This window comes from Bradyrhizobium sp. AZCC 1721 (assembly GCF_036924715.1).
In the GTDB taxonomy this organism is placed as follows: Bacteria; Pseudomonadota; Alphaproteobacteria; order Rhizobiales; family Xanthobacteraceae; genus Bradyrhizobium.
Genome location: NZ_JAZHSB010000001.1, coordinates 5,436,372 through 5,453,052 on the forward strand (window position 1 = coordinate 5,436,372; position 16,681 = coordinate 5,453,052).

The window sequence follows — 16,681 nt, forward strand, 5'->3', positions numbered from 1 at the left end:
GCTGTCCAAGCTGCGCGTACTTCGTCGCGAGATTACAGATTGCTGTCGCATCATCTGAAATGGAATGTGGCGAACTCGTCCGGTGCCGCACGTTCGCTTACAAGCGAATTTTCCGGAGCTTGCGGATCGGCAAATCCAAGCGCCATGCCCGAGAGAATGACCTGATCGCCCGGAATCGAAAGTTCGTCATGCACGATCGAACCGTATTCGCACCACGACTGCTGCGGACAGGTTTCGAGGCCGTGCGCCCTCGCGAGGATCATGACGTTCTGCATGAACATTCCACAATCGAGCCAGGAGCCGAGGAGAAGAAAGCGGTCCATGGCAAAGAACAATCCGACGGGGGCGCCGAAGAATTCGAAATTCCTCAGCATCACGCGTTTGCGGCCCTCCCGGTCATCCCGCGTCAAGCCATGCAGCCTATAGAGATCAAACCCGATGCGCCGCCGGCGGGATAGATAGGGCTCCTTTAGCGGCGACGGCATATAGGCATACTCGTCGGAACGAGCACCGACATGTACTGCTGCGAGAACGCTCCGGGAAAGCCGATCGCGAGCGGCCTCCATTGCAACGTAGACTTTCCAGGGCTGGATGTTGGTACCGGACGGGGAGCGCGCCGCATCAGCCAGGATCGTTCGTACCGTCTCCAGGGGCACCGGCGTCGGGAGAAAGTTGCGCACAGACCGACGTCCGGTGACAGTCTCTCTCACCGTCAACTGTCGACGTTGACCCGCATCCCGCATCGCACTGATACTCTCGGTGTTCAGGTGCATGGCGTTCTTCATTACTTCGGATCAGCGCCGCTTCATTGCCGCAAGCTCGTCACGCTGCTTCTGCCTCAACACGAAGCGCTGCACCTTGCCGCTCGGCGTCTTTGGCAGCAACTCGACGAAGTGGATGTTTCGCGGATAGGCATGCGCCGCGTAGCCGACCTTCACCCACTGCTGAAGATCTTGAACGATGTCCGTCGAGGGCTTCACGTCCGAGCGAAGAACCACGAATGCTTCGAGAACCTCGCCGCGAATATCGTCCGGCACCGCAATCACGGCGCACTCGCGTACCACAGGGTGAGTGGCCAACACGGATTCGACCTCAAAGGGGCCAATCCGATACCCGGCCATGATGATCACGTCATCGTCCCGCGACGAGAAGTGAAAATAGCCGCCCTCATCCTTCCAGCCGACGTCGCCGGTCAAATACCAGCGCCCTGCCCCGGCAAACTTTTCGGCGCTTTTTTCCGGATCGTTCAGATATCCCGTGAACCAGGCCAGAGGGCTGCGCGGCACTTCAACGGCAACCCTGCCAAGCTCTCCATCCGGAGCGGGAGCATCCTCATGCTGCTGCAAAACGAGAACTGCCCAACCCGGCATGGGCATTCCCATTGACCCGTCCTTGAGCGGTCTCTTCAAAGCGGGATGGTGGTGGTTGTTGATGAGCATGCCAGCCTCGGTCTGTCCGTAATGGTCATGAACGGGCACACCCAACGCACCGACAGCCCACTCGTTGACCTCTGGCGTAAGCGGTTCTCCCGCGCTCGAAGCACAGCGGAGTTGCAGGGTGCGTGGCGCGGCGACTGGGGTGGCGCGCAACGATCGATAGACGGTCGGAGCTGCAGCAAAGTTCGTTACTTTGTAGCGAGACAGAACTTCGTATGTAGCTTCAGCGTCGAATCCGCCTTGCAGAAGGAGGCTCGGGATGCCCGTCGTGAACGAGGCAAGCACGCCGAAGTACAAGCCGTAGGCCCAGCCTGGATCGGCGGCGCACCAGAAAAAGTCGTCGGAGCGCAGGCCGAGCCCTAACTCGGCGTAAGCCTGAAAGCCGGCGAGCGCCTTGATCGGCACCACCACGCCCTTAGGACGACCGGTCGTACCCGACGTATAGATGTGGATGAGCGGCGCATCGCCGCCGAGAGAGGCGGCTGGCCATCCGGGGGGCTTGGCGGCAAGGAGTTCTGCGAAACGGAGCGCAGCGGGCGGAACGAGGTGCTCTGGAGCCGTGGTAATGATCTGCCATGATGCATCAGCGGGAATTTCGGCGCTGGGCGCCAGTTTGGCCTGTTGGTTCTCATCGCACACGACGACTTTCGCGGCACTCCCCGCCAATCGCAGCGCAATGGCAGAAGGCGCAAAAGCCGTAAACAACGGCACGTGAACAGCTCCGAGGCGCCAGATCGCCATAAGCGTTACGAGATACTCGATGCTCTTCCCCATCAACGTGGCCACCCGATCGCCGGGAGATACGCCGAGATCTGCCAATCCTGAGGCCAGACGCTCAGAAGCGGTGCGCAGGTCGCCGTAGGTGAGGTCCGCAGCGTCCAAGTCGGCGCCCACCACGCGATAGGCGAGAGCGCTCGGGGGGTGGCGATCACAAAGAAGGTAGGCTGCGCTCGCGCGCTCGTCGCTGTAGCGCGAAACGAGCTCGCGAACGCGGTCGAATAGATCCTGGCTTTGCGTTGTCGTTGGCAACGATGCCTCCCCTGAGCGCGCCCTTACACACAATCTCGATGGCGACTGCCGCGGCTTAGGGTCGGGTAACGGACGGTGAGAATTTGCATTCTACCAGAATTATCGTTTCCTTCACCTAATGTTCTAGTTACACGGCGACCATTATTGATTTCATATTTTCATCAAAACTAGAATTGTAATTCTACCATGTCAAGTGGCAAGATGCGTCACTTGCTGCGGATTGCCAAATTCGGTCTTCGAAATGGGAAATTGCGACTCGGGCTCGAACAAGCCAATGATTCTGCGCGTAATCATCGTGTGCCTGATGGAGAAGTGATGGCTCGCACTCGCCCAATCAAGCAGGCCGACAGCGCTCGTTTGCGTGCGCCGTCGCCCGAAAGGCGCGCTGCCATCCTTCGGGCTGCCCGCAACCTAGTGGCCGACGTTGGCTTCCGCGACGCGCAAATGGCTGCGGTGGCCGAAGCAGCCGGTATCGCGCTTGGAACGCTGTACCGTTACTTCTCCTCGAAAGCAGAGCTGATGATCGAGGTGGTGGGCTATGTTTCCCAGCGCGAGGTTGACGCGGCGGCGGGCGTGGCCATGGGCGATGGAAGCGCTGCCGAGCGGCTCGCCTTGTCTGCCTGGACGTTTGCAAGTCGTGCCTTGCGGGGTCGCAAACTTGCCCATGCCCTGGTGGCTGAGCCGGTGGAGCCCGAGATCGAAGCGGCGCGTCTCAAGTATCGAAAGAAGCTCGCGAGAGTCTTCGAAACGGTTATCGAGCAGGGCATCCGGGACAAGGATTTTCCCTTGCAGGACGTTCATGCCGCAGCATCGTGCATCGTCGGTTCCTTGTTTGAAGGATTGGTCGGTCCACTTGCCTCAGACAACCTCACAACCGATCGCGAGCGGCACGACCACGCTGTCGCCATAGTGGGCTTCTGCTTGAGGGGCGTGGCAGGACGAAACGAGACCTTCACGCCACCTCTGCGTGAGGTAGTGTAGCCAGGGCGATGCCGGCAGCATCTGGATCGGCATCATCAACGGCTTGCTCAAGCTGGTCCGCCTTGCCAAGACGCCGCCAGCGATCAACAATGACGCCTTGCCGGCAATGGGGACGCGGTTTGGTATATGCTCGGCGCCCTCGTCTAAGAACCGGATCGGACGGCGCGCGCCGACGCTTCGCCACAGCTCGGGCGCCGCGGGAGGAGCAGCGATGGTACGATCACCGCAAGGCAAGCGTGCGGCACGGCCGAAGCGAACGATCCTCAGGCCCACACGCAGGACGCGTGCGGCGAAGTCCAATCGGCGGTCGCACGACGGGGCCGGCAACGGCGTGTTTTCTGGTCTCGGCCGCAGCGAAGCAAACTTCGCCCCGCTCACGCCCGTTTCGTTCCTGCCGCGCTCGGCCGAGATCTATCCGGATCGGGTCGCGGTAATCCACGGCGAGCGGCGGTACAGCTATCGCCAGTTCTATGAGCGCGCCCGTCGCCTCGCATCGGCGCTTGCGGGCGCCGGTGTCAAGCGCGGCGATACCGTCTCGGTCATGCTGCCGAACGTACCGGCGATGCTCGAAGCGCATTATGGCGTGCCGATGCTCGGCGCGGTGCTGAACGCCATCAACACCCGTCTCGAGGCCGCAACGATCGCCTATATTCTCCAGCATGCCGAGGCGAAGGTATTGATCACCGACCGCGAGTTCGCGGCGCAGGTTGGTCCTGCGCTTGCGACGCTGAAAAAGCGACCGCTGGTGATCGACGTTGACGACGAGCTCTATACCGGGCCCGGCGAGCGGCTCGGCAAGGTCGAATACGAGGCGTTCATCGCCACGGGCGATCCGAACTTCGCCTGGAGTGCGCCGGCCGACGAGAGCAGTGCGATCGCGCTCAATTACACGTCCGGCACCACCGGCAACCCGAAGGGCGTCGTCTATCATCACCGCGGCACTTTCCTCGAGTCTGTTGGCAACATCATGGCTTGGCCGATGCCTCCGAAGCCGGTCTATCTCTGGACGCTGCCGATGTTCCACTGCAACGGCTGGTGTTTTCCTTGGTCGGTGGTGGCGATGAGCGGCACGCATGTGTGCCTGCGCAAGGTCGATCCGGCGCTGATCTTCCCGATGATCGTCGAGAACGGCGTAACGCACATGTGTGGCGCGCCGACGGTGCTGACGATGCTGACGTCGGCGCCGGCCGAGCAACTTCGCCGATTCAACCATGTGGTGGAAATCCAGACCGGCGGTTCGCCGCCGCCGGCCAAGGTGATCGAAGCGATGGAGCAACTCGGCTTCCGCGTCACGCACATCTACGGCATGACAGAGCTGCAGGGTCCTTCGACCTATTGCGCGCCGCAGGATGACTGGTCGGTGCTGCCGCTCGCAGAACGCGCCGGCTTCGTCGCGCGCCAGGGCGTCCGCTATCCCGTGGTCGAGGGGCAGATGGTGGCCGATACCAGGACGATGAAGCCGGTGCCCCGCGACGGCCGGTCGATCGGCGAGATCATGGTTCGCGGCAACACGGTGATGCTCGGCTACCTGAAGGAGCCGAAGGCGACGTTCGACGCCTTCCGCGGCGGCTGGATGCACACCGGCGACCTCGCGGTCGAGCATCCGAACGGCTACGTGGAGATCAAGGATCGCGCGAAGGACATCATCATCTCGGGCGGCGAGAACATCTCCAGCGTCGAAGTCGAGATCGCACTCTACAAGCACCCGGCGGTGCAGCTCGCCGCCGTCGTCGCGCGGCCGGATTCGAAATGGGGCGAGACGCCCTGCGCCTTCGTGCAGCTCAAGCCCGGCACTCAGGCGACCGAGGACGAGATCATCGCCTTCTGCCGCGACAGGCTCGCGCACTTCAAGGCGCCGAAGTCGGTGGTGTTCGGGCCGCTGCCGACGACTGCAACCGGCAAGGTGCAGAAATTCACGCTGCGGGAGCGCGTGCGAAGCCTATAAGAAGCAGTGGAGGACATGGTCTTTCCACTCGCCAAGGTCTTCTGGCCCCGGATCGGGGTAGCAACTCAGATGAGATACCGCAGCCTTACAAGGGACCGTCAGGTCCATGGGTCCAATCAGACCGACAACGAGGAGGAGGAGGAAACAAATGCGACCATTATCGAGCTTCGGGTTGCGCGCGGCCTTGGCCGCGTTCGTCTTTCTGCTGGCGGCGCCGGCTTCGCTGGCGCAACAGCCCATCAAGGTCGGCATCGTGACATTCCTGTCCGGTCCGGCCGCTGGTCCGTTCGGGATTCCCGCCCGCAACGCGGCCGAGCTGACGGCCGAGTTGCTCAACGCAGGCACCGTACCCGCACCCTATACCCAAAAGGGCTTCGGCGGAACGCCGATCGAGCTCGTCATCATCGACGAGGCGGGTGGCCCGCAGAAGCAGGTGGCCGAGTATCGCAATCTCGTGCCAAGAGTCGACATCGTGATCGGCTATATCTCGAGCGGCGATTGCCTTGCGATTGCGCCCGTTGCCGAGGAGCAGAAGAAGCTCACCGTCCTGTTCGACTGCGGCACGCCGCGCATCTTCGAGGACGCAAGCTACAAACATGTATTCCGCACCGGTCCGACCGGCACGATGGATAACGTGTCCGTTGCGCTTTATCTGGTGGAGCGCACCCCCAACGTAAAGTCGATTGCAGGCCTCAATCAGAACTATGCCTGGGGTCAGGACTCCTGGGCGGACTTCGAGAACGCCATGAAGACCCTCAAGCCTGGCATCGAGGTGAAGACCTCGCAGATGCCGAAGCTTTTTGCGGGTCAGTTCGGCGCCGAAATCACCACGCTTCTCGGTAGTGGGGCGGAGGTGATCCATTCCAGCATGTGGGGCGGCGATCTTGAGGGCCTCGTGCTGCAGGGCGCACCGCGTGGCCTGTTCGAGAAGCACAAGGTGGTCCTGTCAGCCGGCGAACCGGCCATCAACAGGCTGGGCACGCGGATTCCGGACGGAACCATTCTGGGGGCGCGTGGTCCGTTCGGGCCGTTCGCACCGGACACTGATCTCGCGCGCTGGCTGAAGACCACCTACCAGGACCGCTACCACGTTCCGCCGAACTATGCGTCCTTCAAGATGACGCAGGCTATCCTCGGCGTGAAGGCGGCCTACGAGAAGGCCAAGGGCAGCGGCAATGGGGCACCCGACCAGGACAAGATCATCGCTGCGCTCGAGAACCTGGCCTTCGAAGGCCCCGGTGGGCCGGTGAAGATGGCGCTCGGCAAGGGCCACCAGGCGATCATGGATGCCGCTGTCGGCACGACCAAGGTCGAGGGCGGTGAGCTCAAGATCGTGGATGTCGCACGCTATTCCGCGGACAAGGTGAATCCACCCGACGGCGTGAAAAGCGAAGCCTGGATCAAGTCTGGCCTCAAGAAATAGCAATCAGGGACGGCAGCTCTGCAGGCTGCCGCCGCTTCGCTTCCAATGAGCACCATCCTGCCTGTTGCCTTCGACGGCATCGCCTACGCATCCTGGCTGTTCCTGATCTCAGCCGGGCTGACGCTGATCTATGGCGTCATGCGCATCCTCAACGTGGCCCACGGCAGCCTCTACGCCCTGGGCGCCTATGCGGCCTGCTCGCTTGCCGGCGCATGGCTCGGTGGCGGACTGCCGGCGGCCGGCAGCTTCGCCATGCTGCTGCTCGCGGCCGTCCTCGTCGGCTCCCTCGTCGGTCCGCTGATCGAGCGTGGCCTGCTGCAGTGGATGTACGGAAAGGACGAGGTGGTGCTGGTCCTGATCACCTATGCTGTCTTCCTGATCATGGAGGACGTGATCAAGCTGGTGTGGGGCGTGGACTCGCTGCTGCTGCCCGAGCCCTACGCGTTGCCCGGAAATTTTCAGCTCGGCGGCCTGCCTTACCCCGTCTACAACGTACTGCTGATCGCATTGGCGCTGGCGACCGGGCTCGCCGTTGCCGGGGCGCTCTATCGCACACGCCAGGGCAAGGTGCTGCTCGCCGTCATCCACGACCGTGAGATGAGCATGGCCATGGGCATCAACGTGAGCCGGGTCTATCTCGCCACCTTCGCCATCGGTGCGACGCTGGCGGCGCTCGGCGGAGCATTCACAGCGCCGACGATAGCCGTGACGCCCGGCATCGGCGTGGAGGTGATCGTGCTCGCCTTCGCGGTGGTGGTGATCGGCGGTCTCGGCAGTCTCGGCGGAGCGGCGCTCGGCGCGCTTCTGGTCGGCCTCGTCCGCTCGGCCGCGGTGCACTACTGGCCGGAGGCCGAGCTGTTCTCGATCTACGCGGTGATGGCCATGGTGCTCATTGCGCGCCCGAAGGGACTGTTCGCGGCGCAGGAGGCGCGCAAGATATGAAGGCTGCAATCGTCGCAATCGCTTCTCTCGTCGCGCTGACAGCGTTGGCTCTGCTCTCGCCGCAATGGCTGGTGTTCATGGCCATGCTGGCGCTCGCCAAAGGCGTGGTGGTGCTTGGGCTTCTTGTGCTGATGCGCACCGGGCTCGTGTCGTTTGGGCAGGGGCTGTACTTCGGTATCGGCGCCTATGCGGCTGCGCTGCTCTCGCATCATCTGCATGTTGCCGATGCGGCCGTGATGCTGCTCGCTGGCGCCGCTACCGCTGGGTTGGTAGCCGCTCTGCTGGGACTGCTGCTCGCTGGGTATCGCGACATCTTCTTTGCCATGCTGTCGCTGGCATTTTCGATGATCCTGTACGGCGTGCTGGTGAAGAGCGCCGCGCTCGGCAGCACGGACGGGTTCAACCTGCATGCGCGCACATTTTTCGGAGTTGCCTTGGCGCCCGGCGTGGAGCGGCGTGTGTTTCTCATTGCCGGCGCGGTCTGTGCAGTGGTTGTGGCGCTATTGGTGCACAGGCTGCTGGGCGGACACTGGGGACGGTTGGCCACCGGCGTGCGCGACAACGAGCTGCGGGTGGCCTATCTCGGCGCCTCGCCCTACCGCGTGGTGTACGTCAACTACCTGATCGCGGGTGCCATGGCGGGCCTGGGCGGCGCCCTCGCGGCACTCGCGGTCGGCCATGTCGATCCCGAGATGACGTATTGGACGACCTCAGGCGAGTTCGTGTTCATCGCCATCCTGGGCGGCATCCAGAGCATTCTGGCACCGTTCATGGCGGCCACCATCTTCGAGGCTCTGCGCACGATCGCCAGCCAGTACGCGCCCAACGTGTGGCAGATGTCGCTCGGCCTTGCCATGCTGGCCATCATCATGTTCCTGCCGGCCGGCCTATGGACGCTCGCCGAGCGGCGGCGGAGGTCCGCATGAGTGCGGTGCTGACTGCAGAAGGGTTGCAGAAGAGCTTCGGCGCCGTGCGGGCGGCAGCCGATATCAGCCTGACGTTCGATCCCGACACCGTCGTCAGCCTGATCGGTGCCAACGGCGCCGGCAAGACGACCTTTCTCAATATGGTGACTGGCTACCTCAGGCCCGACAGCGGGCAAATCCTGTTCGGCGAACGCGACATCGTGGGCCTCAGCCCGCGCCAGATCACCAAGCTCGGCATCTCACGCTCGTTTCAGATACCGCAGCTCTTCAATTCGCTGAGCGTTCGCGAGAATCTGCTGGTCGCCGAGAGTATCGCCGCGACTGACAATCCGCAGGCTGCGACCGATGAGGCGCTGGCGCAGTTCGAACTCGCTCCCTATGCTGCGCAGAAGGCCGGCCTGTTGCCCGAAGGAATCCGCAAGCTGCTCGACGTTTCCATGGCGCTGTCCAGCCGCTCCAAGCTGCTCCTGCTCGACGAGCCGACGAGCGGCGTCTCCGCCGACGAGAAGTTCGCCATCATGGACGTCGTGATGAGCGCGGCGCATGTCGCCGGGGTGACGGTGATCTTCGTCGAACACGATATGGACATCGTGGCGCGATTTGCGGGGCGCGTGGTGGCGTTCTACGACGGCAGCATCATCGCGGACGGATCGCCCGACACCGTGCTGCGCGCAGAGAACGTGCGCCGCTACGTGATCGGCGAGGAGATACCCCATGCTGCGGCTTGAGGGTGTCTCCGTGTCAATCGGGGCGGTGGCGATTCTGCGCGGCGTCGATCTCGAGGTCAGCGCAGGGCAATTCGCCGGCCTGATCGGGCGCAATGGCGCAGGAAAGACCACCCTGTTGCGCACCATCATGGGGCTGCAGGCGCCAGCGTCCGGACGGCTCGACTTCGAGAGCCGGGAGCTGGCGGACTTGCCAACCTACCGTCGCGCAGGGCTCGGCATCGGCTACATGCCGGAGGACCGGCGGCTTGTGCCGGACCTGTCGGCGGAGGAGAATATCCTGCTGCCTGCCTGGGCCGCGGACGCGGACGACGCAAAGGTGCAACTCGCGCAAATCTACAACACCATCCCGGAGCTGACGACCTTGCGCGCGCGCAAGGCCTTGCAGCTCTCGGGCGGCCAGCAGAAGCTGGTGGCCTTGGGTCGGGCGATGATGGCGGGGCGCAAGCTTCTCTTGCTCGATGAGCCGTTCGAGGGCGTGGCGCCGGTGCTGGCCCGGCGTCTGGCCGAGGTGATCGCGGGGCTGCGCAAATCCGGATTGTCGGTGATCCTCGCCGAATCCAGCATGACGCACGCGCATGGCCTGCTCGATCGCGTGTTCACCATTGACCGCGGATCGGTAGGCGTGAGGAGTTGAAGAGGAACGCGCATGCCGGCAATGCGAGCGGCGCCACAGCCATCGATCGCCGCCGCACGCGACGGCGCACGCGAAGATCAACTCCCCGGCAGTCGACTCGTGCGGGCGCGGTCGAAAAACTCCAGCGAAATCAACTGGGTCTAGCCGATCTGGTCCAGTCCGGTCTGGAATATCCTAGAGAGGACACTGCTCCGTGCTCCGTCGAGCCTCGCCCACATCACTCGGCGCGGCTAAGGTCGTGAATGACCGGTCGGAGGTCGCTTGCGGTTAGCTCCAAAGTAGCCAGTGTGATAGGCAGCTTGAAACGCCGTGGCCCGGCGCTTCCAGGATTCAGATAAAGCACACCGTCAATCGTTTGGACCCGCGGTCGGTGCGAGTGGCCGGAAACGACCACGTCAACTCCGCAAACTGCTGGATCGATCTGCAGTTGCTGAAGGTCGTGCACAATATAGAAGGACCGCTCCCCGAGCCGTACCACCTGAGTGTCGGGATAAAGTTTCGCCCAGTCGCTGGTATCGATGTTTCCTCTAATCGCAGTGACAGGCGCAATCCGACGGAGTTTGACGAGAACGTCCACGCGACCAATATCGCCAGCGTGGATGATATGCGCCACCCCGGCAAGCTCTTGCTCCGCCTCGGGCCGCAGGAGCCCGTGGGTGTCCGAGATGATTCCAATTCTCAGCACTGCGCAGTATCCCTCGATGCGCGCCCGAACGGCGTGCATTGGCCGTCGCAAGATTTTTCTTGATCTCCCGGTGCGCACGTCGTGCACACGCTACCTTCTAACCAATTGAAAAACCTAAACCCTCCCTCCAATCCATCATGGGCGCGACGGAGAATTTCCAGTCTAAATCATTCATCTCATGAAGCAATATCCGGGCCCTCTGCCAGCACCCAAGATGTAGTCAGCGTGCAATCGCGCTTCTTCGGGTCCTTGTCGTCATCTTGCCGAACCGGCGCTATTTTTCTCACGTTCATCGGCTGCTGATCTAAAGTGGTTACGAAGTCGTTTTCCAGAGGAGCAACTCGCGGTGACTAACATCTTGGCAACGAAAGACTGGCCTATCGATCCCCGGTCGAACTGGGCTGCGCTTTCCCAAGCCGAACGCGACGCCGCCTACGACAACAATGCCGCGGTAAAGAACAGCGCAGCGCTGATCGCCGAAAGAAACCAGATGTCCGAAACGCTGCGCGCCAGCCGCAAGTCCTTTCTTGATGTGCCCTATGGTGACCGCGAAAGGACAAAGATCGATCTTTATCCGACCACCGACAAGACAGCACCCTGCCTGGTTTTCTTGCATGGCGGTTACTGGCAGCGCAATTCGCGCGAAGTCTTTGCCATGCTGGTCGAAGGCGTCGCAGCCCATGGCTGGTCGGTTGCCATTCCCGGATATTCGCTGGCGCCCGACGTTTCGTTGACGGACATCGTAGCGGAGATATCCCAGTCGCTCGATTGGTTGGCCAAAAACGGAGAGGCGCACGACATCTCCGGGCCCGTCGTGCTTTCGGGCTGGTCGGCTGGCGCCCATCTCGTCGCAATGGCACTTGATCACCCGCGCGTCGCCGCAGGACTGGCGATTTCCGGCGTGTACGATCTTGGGCCCATCCGCGATACTGGCCTTAACAATGCGCTGAAGCTAACCAGCGCGGAAGTCGCGGCATTATCGCCGCTTCGCCTGCCCGCCGTCCACAAGCGCCTCGACATCGCCTATGGGACGGCCGAACTACCGGCGCTGGTTTTCGATTCAATCAAGCTTCATGAAATGCGCATCGCCGCTGGCGGGCCCGGCAAGCTCTTCCCGATCGAAGGCGCGGACCATTTCAGCATCCTCGCAGAACTGCGACGCCCCGACGGCGCGCTTGTCGATATCGCCCGCAAGCTCGTCCTATAGCCCTTGCCTAGATTATTGGCGCCTTGATCGCGCCTGCGTCCATCCAGACCTGGTCGTCCCTGATCTGGACCGGGTATAGCCGCATCGGCCGGCTCGGCCAGCCGTAGGAAATCCGGCCATTACGGAGATCGAACGAAGCCGCGTGACGGGGACAGAACAAGCGCCCTCCCGACAAGTGTCCGAGACTGAGGTCGGCCTGTTCGTGCGGACACATCCGTTCGCAGGCGACCGCGCGTCCTTCGCTCCAGACCAGGATCAAATCGACGCCGGTCACGCGGACACAGACGATCGTTTCCGAAATCAGCCGGCTGAACCCGCAGACTGGCATCCATTGCCCGTCGCCTGACAATGCCGCCGTTTCGGGCCGCTCATCCGCCAAGATAGGCCTTTCGCACGTGCTCGTTCTCGATCATCTCCGCACCAGCCCCGGAAAGAACAATACGGCCGCCTTCCAGCAGGTGGGCGTGGTCGCACATCTCGAGCGCCGCAAACGCGTTCTGCTCCACCAGCAGGACCGTCGTTCCGGCATCGCGGATGCCGCGGATGATCGCAAAAGTTCGCTCGACGATGTTGGGCGCGAGCCCAAGGGAAGGCTCGTCGAACATGATCAGGCGTGGACGTGACATCAGCGCCCGGCCGATCGCCAGCATCTGCTGCTCCCCGCCTGACAAGGTGCCGGCGGCTTGTCGCTTGCGGTCGGCCAGGCGCGGAAATTCGGCATAGATCCGATCGCGGTCTGCCGCGATTTCGGCAGCACTGCTGCGCAGATAGGCCCCCATGTCGAGATTTTCCTCGACCGTCATGTGCGGAAATACCCGCCGTCCTTCCGGACAATGCGCGATCCCGCTCGCCACCACGCGCGGCGGCTTGGCGCCCGCGATGTCCTTGCCCTCGAACAGAATCGAACCCGAGCGCGGCGCAACGAGCCCGGAGATCGCACGCAGCGTGGTGCTCTTGCCGGCGCCGTTGGCGCCGATCAGGGCGACGAGTTGACCGGCCTTGACCTCCAGCGAAATGCCTCGCAGCGCGGTGACCCCGCCATAGCCGCACACCATGTCGAGAATCTCAAGCACGTGTCGCTCCCTGCCCGAGATAGGCCTCGATGACGGCCGGATCGTTCCGGATCACGTCCGGCGGACCTTCGGCGATGATACGGCCGTAGTTCAGCACCACGATTCTATCAGAGACGCTCATCACCATCGGCATATCGTGCTCGACCAGCAGGATGGTGGCGCCGTGATCCCTGATACTGCGGACCAACTGCACGAATGTATCGGTTTCCGAGGCATTCATGCCGGAGACCGGCTCATCGAGCAGCAGCATCGAGGGCTCGGCGGCCAGCGCCAACGCCACGCCGACAAGCCGCTGCTCGCCATAAGACAGCGACCCTGCCCTGATAGCCGATAGCGAACGGTTCTCCGACGACGCGGTATTTTCCCGGTTCCTGTCGCTGGACGTAGGGCAGCGTCTCGCTGCCCTGCACGGCGGCATCGATGCGACCTTGCTTGAGCTGGTTGCGGACATCGATGCTGTTTTCGCCCGGAACATATTGCACGGCGGGGTTTCCGCTGGCTTCGCAGTTCTGCTTGCTCCACTTCTCGATCTCGATCGGGAAACTGGTGCTTCGCGTCGTTCCGACCTTCTTGCCACAGAGATCGATGGCTGACTTCACCGCGCTGTCAGCCAGAACGAAGAACTGCGGGCCTGTAGTCAGGTAGTCGACGAAATCAGCCGTCTCGCGGCGTGAACTCCGATCCGAAATGCCGCTGATGATGAAATCGGCGCGCTTGGTCTGTAACGAGGGGATCAGTTCGGCGAACGGCGTTTCGCTCCATATGATCTTCACATTCAGCCGTTTCGCGAGCTCGTTGGCGAGATCGATGTCGAGCCCAACGAACTGGTTGGTCGAGGGATCGCGATACTCCATCGGCGCGTAGGTCGAATTGACCGTGAGCCGCAATGCGCCCGCCTGCTTGATCGCATCAGGCAGTTCGACGGCGTTCGCCGTCGCAACAGCAGTCAGCGCAGCAAGACCGGCGGAGCTCGAGATGCGTTTCATATCAGCTCCCTCGTTGGCGCCGCGACCGGCTGCCTGACGTCCGGCTCGACGACACCGGCGCGCTCCGTGATGACAGCATATTGCTCCGGCCGCCGATGGGCGGCGAAATTGAACATCTTGTCCTTGCCTTGGCGGCAGAGATCGAGGTCGAGGTCGGCGACAAGAACTTCATCCGCGAGCGTCTGCGCTTCGGCGACTATTCGGCCATCAGGGTCCACGATGCAGGAGCCGCCGATCAGTCCGGAGCCGTCCTCGTCGCCCGCCTTGGCGACCGCGATTGCCCAGGTCGCGTTCATGTAGGCATTGGCTTGAGTTACGAGCGTCGAATGAAAGGTGCGAAGCACAGCGTCTTCCGTAACCCCGCCGTTTGGATCGTAAGCCGCAGAATTGTAGCCGACGCAGACCAGTTCGACGCCCTGCAGGCCCAGAACCCGCCATGCTTCCGGCCAGCGGCGATCGTTACAGATCATCATGCCCACGATGGCGTGGCACCAGCCGGGTCCCGCCCGAAAAGCGGGAAATCCCAAATTGCCATATTCAAAATATCGCTTTTCAAGCTGCTGGTAGCGCGCGCCGGCACGCACCTCGACCGAGCCGGGCAAGTGCACCTTGCGATAGCGACCGAGAACTTCGCCGTCGCTGTCGACGAGGATCGAACAGTTGTACCGCCGCCCTTCCGAAGTCAGTTCGGCGTAACCGACATAGAAGCCGACACCAAGCGTCCGCGCGCGATCGAACAACGGCTGCACCGCCGGATTCGGCATGCCGTGCTCGTAATATTGATCGAGCGCCCCGCCCTCGATTAGCCATCGCGGGAAGAAAGTCGTGAATGCCAACTCGGGAAACACCACCAGCTTCGCGCCAAGCGCGGCAGCCTGATCGAGGAGCTTTAACATCCGATCGAGCGTGCGCTCTCGCGTATCAGCCTTTTGCGTCGGCCCCATCTGAGCGGCGGCGGCGCGAAGAACACGGACCAACATTGCCTCCAATCTATGCGGATTGCTGCCTCATTAGGCGGATGATCTCAACCGAACTGCGCGCAACAACGCACGCTATTACGCAAACACACGACGCCAATGGCAATCACTCGTGCTATGATATTTTCGCCCAGACTATAATCGGCAGTTATTATGAACTTGCGCCAACTCGAGATCCTGCGTGCAGTCATTCGCCACCGGACGACAGTCGCGGCAGCGGATGATCTGGCATTGTCGCAGCCGGCGATCAGCAACGCGCTGAAAGCCATGGAAGCGCAAGCGGGGTTCGCGTTGTTCGAGCGTGTCAACAACCGCCTGTTCCCAACCACCGAGGCGATGGCGCTGTACAAGGAAAGCGAGGCGATCTTCGCGCTGCATGCAAAACTCGAGAACCGCGTGCGTGACTTAAGGGAGTCTCGCTCGGGGCATCTCTCGATCGTGGCGACGCCGCCCGTCGCCTACAGCATCATTCCACCCGCTATGTCAGGATTCCTGCACCGTCGCCCGCAGACGCGGATGTTCTTCGATGTCCGGCGCTACGAAGGAATCATCGAGGGCGTGCTGAGCAGGGTTGCGGAACTGGGCTTCGCCCTCGGTCTGTCGCCCCACCCGGGCATTGCGCACGAGGTGGTTCACTCGGGCGAAATGGTCTGCGTCTTGCCACCGAAACATCCGCTTGCCGAACGGCCGGTCATTTCCGCCGCCGACCTCGTCGGCTTACCCTTCATCGGGCTGGAGCGCGGCACGCGTTTGGGCGAAGCCGTGCGCGAGAGTTTCGCGCAAGCCGGCGCACCGTTTCAGCCGACCGTCGAGGTGCGATACTGCAACACGGCCTGCGTGCTCGCGGTCGCCGGGGTGGGCGCTGCGGTCGTCGACCCGTTTTCGCCGAGCCAAGGCGGCAGCCACGATCTCATCGTCCGGCCTTTTGCGCCCAAAACACACGCGGTGGCCTACATGCTATGGTCGGAAGCAGAACCGCTATCACGTCTGGCCAAGGCATTTCTGGACGAAGTCCGGCAGGCGAGCCTGCTTTTGGGCCGGGAAGGTTCCTGACTGTGTCCACGAGGTCCGCGCCAGCGAAGCCGACCTCACTGAAATCGGGCGGCATATGGCCGGACATTGATGGTGAGGCCCCATGGTCGATGTTTCAACGCTGAGTCCCCCGGAACTCGATGAGCATTTCCTGCGGCTGTCATTCGCGGTTGCCCGCCGCGCCATCAGCCACGGCAACCACCCCTTCGGGGCGGTTCTGGTCGATCAGGGCCGTAACGTCCTGATCGAGACCGAGAATGGTTACATGCCGTCGCATGACGGCACCGCGCATGCCGAACGGCTACTGGCAACGCAGGCCTGTACCACAGTCGCGCCTGATATCCTGGGCAACGCCACGCTCTACTCGTCGGCCGAACCTTGCGCGATGTGCGCTGGCGCGATCTACTGGGCAGGCATCGGCCGCGTCGTCTACGGCTTGAGCGAACTTCGGCTGCGCCGTCTGACAGGCAACCACCCGGAAAATCCGACCCTCGATCTTCCCTGCCGTGAAGTATTCGGCAGCGGCCAGCGCGCGACCGAGGTGGTTGGGCCATTGCTGGAAGACGAGGCCGCCGCGGTGCATGACGGCGTCTGGGACAAGTAGCCGCGCTCGGGCAGCAATTCTGCAACATGTGGATCGGCGCTATCGCTGGGAGCGCGACGGGCGTCTGCTCCCG

At 62.6% G+C, this 16,681-nt stretch carries 17 protein-coding genes and 1 pseudogene; 10 read left to right on the forward strand and 8 right to left on the reverse strand.

Features of this window, described 5'->3' with window-relative positions:
* Positions 1 to 50 precede the first annotated feature (50 nt).
* Positions 51 to 785 carry a nitroreductase gene (locus V1273_RS26200; protein ID WP_334411368.1) on the reverse strand — a complete coding sequence of 245 codons (735 nt, stop codon included), beginning with the start codon at positions 783 to 785 and terminating at the stop codon, positions 51 to 53.
* A gap of 9 nt (positions 786 to 794) precedes the next feature.
* Entirely contained in the window at positions 795 to 2,465 is a 1,671-nt protein-coding gene (locus V1273_RS26205; protein WP_334411369.1) for an AMP-binding protein, read from the reverse strand.
* 210 nt (positions 2,466 to 2,675) lie between these two features.
* Here V1273_RS26205 and V1273_RS26210 point away from each other — a divergent pair, with 210 nt between their 5' ends.
* The 7 genes from V1273_RS26210 (at position 2,676) to V1273_RS26240 (ending at position 10,044) form a co-directional block, all read left to right on the forward strand.
* Positions 2,676 to 3,446 carry a TetR/AcrR family transcriptional regulator gene (locus tag V1273_RS26210; protein WP_334381094.1) on the forward strand — a complete coding sequence of 257 codons (771 nt, stop codon included), beginning with the start codon at positions 2,676 to 2,678 and terminating at the stop codon, positions 3,444 to 3,446.
* Positions 3,447 to 3,657: 211 nt separating this feature from the next.
* Positions 3,658 to 5,391 carry an acyl-CoA synthetase gene (locus V1273_RS26215; RefSeq protein WP_334411370.1) on the forward strand — a complete coding sequence of 578 codons (1,734 nt, stop codon included), beginning with the start codon at positions 3,658 to 3,660 and terminating at the stop codon, positions 5,389 to 5,391.
* Positions 5,392 to 5,539: 148 nt separating this feature from the next.
* Positions 5,540 to 6,814 (forward strand): ABC transporter substrate-binding protein, encoded by a 1,275-nt coding sequence (locus V1273_RS26220; protein WP_334364136.1) that lies wholly within the window; start codon positions 5,540 to 5,542, stop codon positions 6,812 to 6,814.
* A 45-nt stretch (positions 6,815 to 6,859) separates the two neighbouring features.
* Positions 6,860 to 7,756, forward strand: a complete 897-nt coding sequence (locus V1273_RS26225; protein WP_334411371.1) for a branched-chain amino acid ABC transporter permease — start codon at positions 6,860 to 6,862, stop codon at positions 7,754 to 7,756.
* A complete protein-coding gene (locus V1273_RS26230; RefSeq protein ID WP_334381089.1) occupies positions 7,753 to 8,682 on the forward strand; it encodes a branched-chain amino acid ABC transporter permease in 930 nt (309 codons plus the stop codon). Before V1273_RS26225 ends, V1273_RS26230 begins: the two co-directional genes overlap by 4 nt.
* Complete coding sequence (locus V1273_RS26235; RefSeq protein WP_334411372.1) at positions 8,679 to 9,410, forward strand: ABC transporter ATP-binding protein; 732 nt, start codon at positions 8,679 to 8,681, stop codon at positions 9,408 to 9,410. The genes V1273_RS26230 and V1273_RS26235 overlap by 4 nt, the downstream gene beginning before the upstream one ends.
* Positions 9,397 to 10,044, forward strand: coding sequence for an ABC transporter ATP-binding protein (locus V1273_RS26240; RefSeq protein WP_334411373.1), 648 nt, complete (start codon positions 9,397 to 9,399; stop codon positions 10,042 to 10,044). The genes V1273_RS26235 and V1273_RS26240 overlap by 14 nt, the downstream gene beginning before the upstream one ends.
* 217 nt (positions 10,045 to 10,261) lie before the next feature.
* On the opposite strand, the gene V1273_RS26245 is transcribed toward V1273_RS26240, so the two are convergent.
* Positions 10,262 to 10,729 (reverse strand): metallophosphoesterase family protein, encoded by a 468-nt coding sequence (locus V1273_RS26245; RefSeq protein ID WP_334411374.1) that lies wholly within the window; start codon positions 10,727 to 10,729, stop codon positions 10,262 to 10,264.
* A 346-nt stretch (positions 10,730 to 11,075) separates the two neighbouring features.
* Here V1273_RS26245 and V1273_RS26250 point away from each other — a divergent pair, with 346 nt between their 5' ends.
* Positions 11,076 to 11,936 carry an alpha/beta hydrolase gene (locus tag V1273_RS26250; protein WP_334411375.1) on the forward strand — a complete coding sequence of 287 codons (861 nt, stop codon included), beginning with the start codon at positions 11,076 to 11,078 and terminating at the stop codon, positions 11,934 to 11,936.
* A 7-nt stretch (positions 11,937 to 11,943) separates the two neighbouring features.
* Here the strand turns inward: V1273_RS26250 and V1273_RS26255 are convergent, their stop codons facing one another.
* From V1273_RS26255 to V1273_RS26275, 5 genes and pseudogenes are all read right to left on the reverse strand, one after another.
* On the reverse strand, positions 11,944 to 12,315 hold the full coding sequence (locus tag V1273_RS26255) for a Rieske (2Fe-2S) protein (protein WP_334411376.1): 372 nt from the start codon (positions 12,313 to 12,315) through the stop codon (positions 11,944 to 11,946).
* Positions 12,305 to 13,009, reverse strand: coding sequence for an ABC transporter ATP-binding protein (locus V1273_RS26260; RefSeq protein ID WP_334411377.1), 705 nt, complete (start codon positions 13,007 to 13,009; stop codon positions 12,305 to 12,307). The genes V1273_RS26255 and V1273_RS26260 overlap by 11 nt, the downstream gene beginning before the upstream one ends.
* The gene (locus V1273_RS34120; RefSeq protein ID WP_442894170.1) at positions 13,002 to 13,586 is read right to left on the reverse strand and encodes an AAA family ATPase; all 585 of its coding nucleotides are present in this window, start codon (positions 13,584 to 13,586) and stop codon (positions 13,002 to 13,004) included. Before V1273_RS34120 ends, V1273_RS26260 begins: the two co-directional genes overlap by 8 nt.
* Positions 13,587 to 13,620: 34 nt before the next feature.
* A pseudogene (locus V1273_RS34125) lies at positions 13,621 to 13,995 on the reverse strand (transporter substrate-binding domain-containing protein); the annotation flags it as partial.
* A complete protein-coding gene (locus tag V1273_RS26275; RefSeq protein ID WP_334381082.1) occupies positions 13,992 to 14,975 on the reverse strand; it encodes an N-carbamoyl-D-amino-acid hydrolase in 984 nt (327 codons plus the stop codon). The gene V1273_RS26275 and the pseudogene V1273_RS34125, both read right to left, overlap by 4 nt.
* A 150-nt stretch (positions 14,976 to 15,125) precedes the next feature.
* On the opposite strand from V1273_RS26275, the gene V1273_RS26280 reads away from it, so the two are divergent.
* Positions 15,126 to 16,025, forward strand: a complete 900-nt coding sequence (locus V1273_RS26280; RefSeq protein WP_334364147.1) for a LysR family transcriptional regulator — start codon at positions 15,126 to 15,128, stop codon at positions 16,023 to 16,025.
* 82 nt (positions 16,026 to 16,107) lie between these two features.
* Positions 16,108 to 16,608, forward strand: a complete 501-nt coding sequence (locus V1273_RS26285; protein ID WP_334364148.1) for a nucleoside deaminase — start codon at positions 16,108 to 16,110, stop codon at positions 16,606 to 16,608.
* Positions 16,609 to 16,681 lie beyond the last annotated feature (73 nt).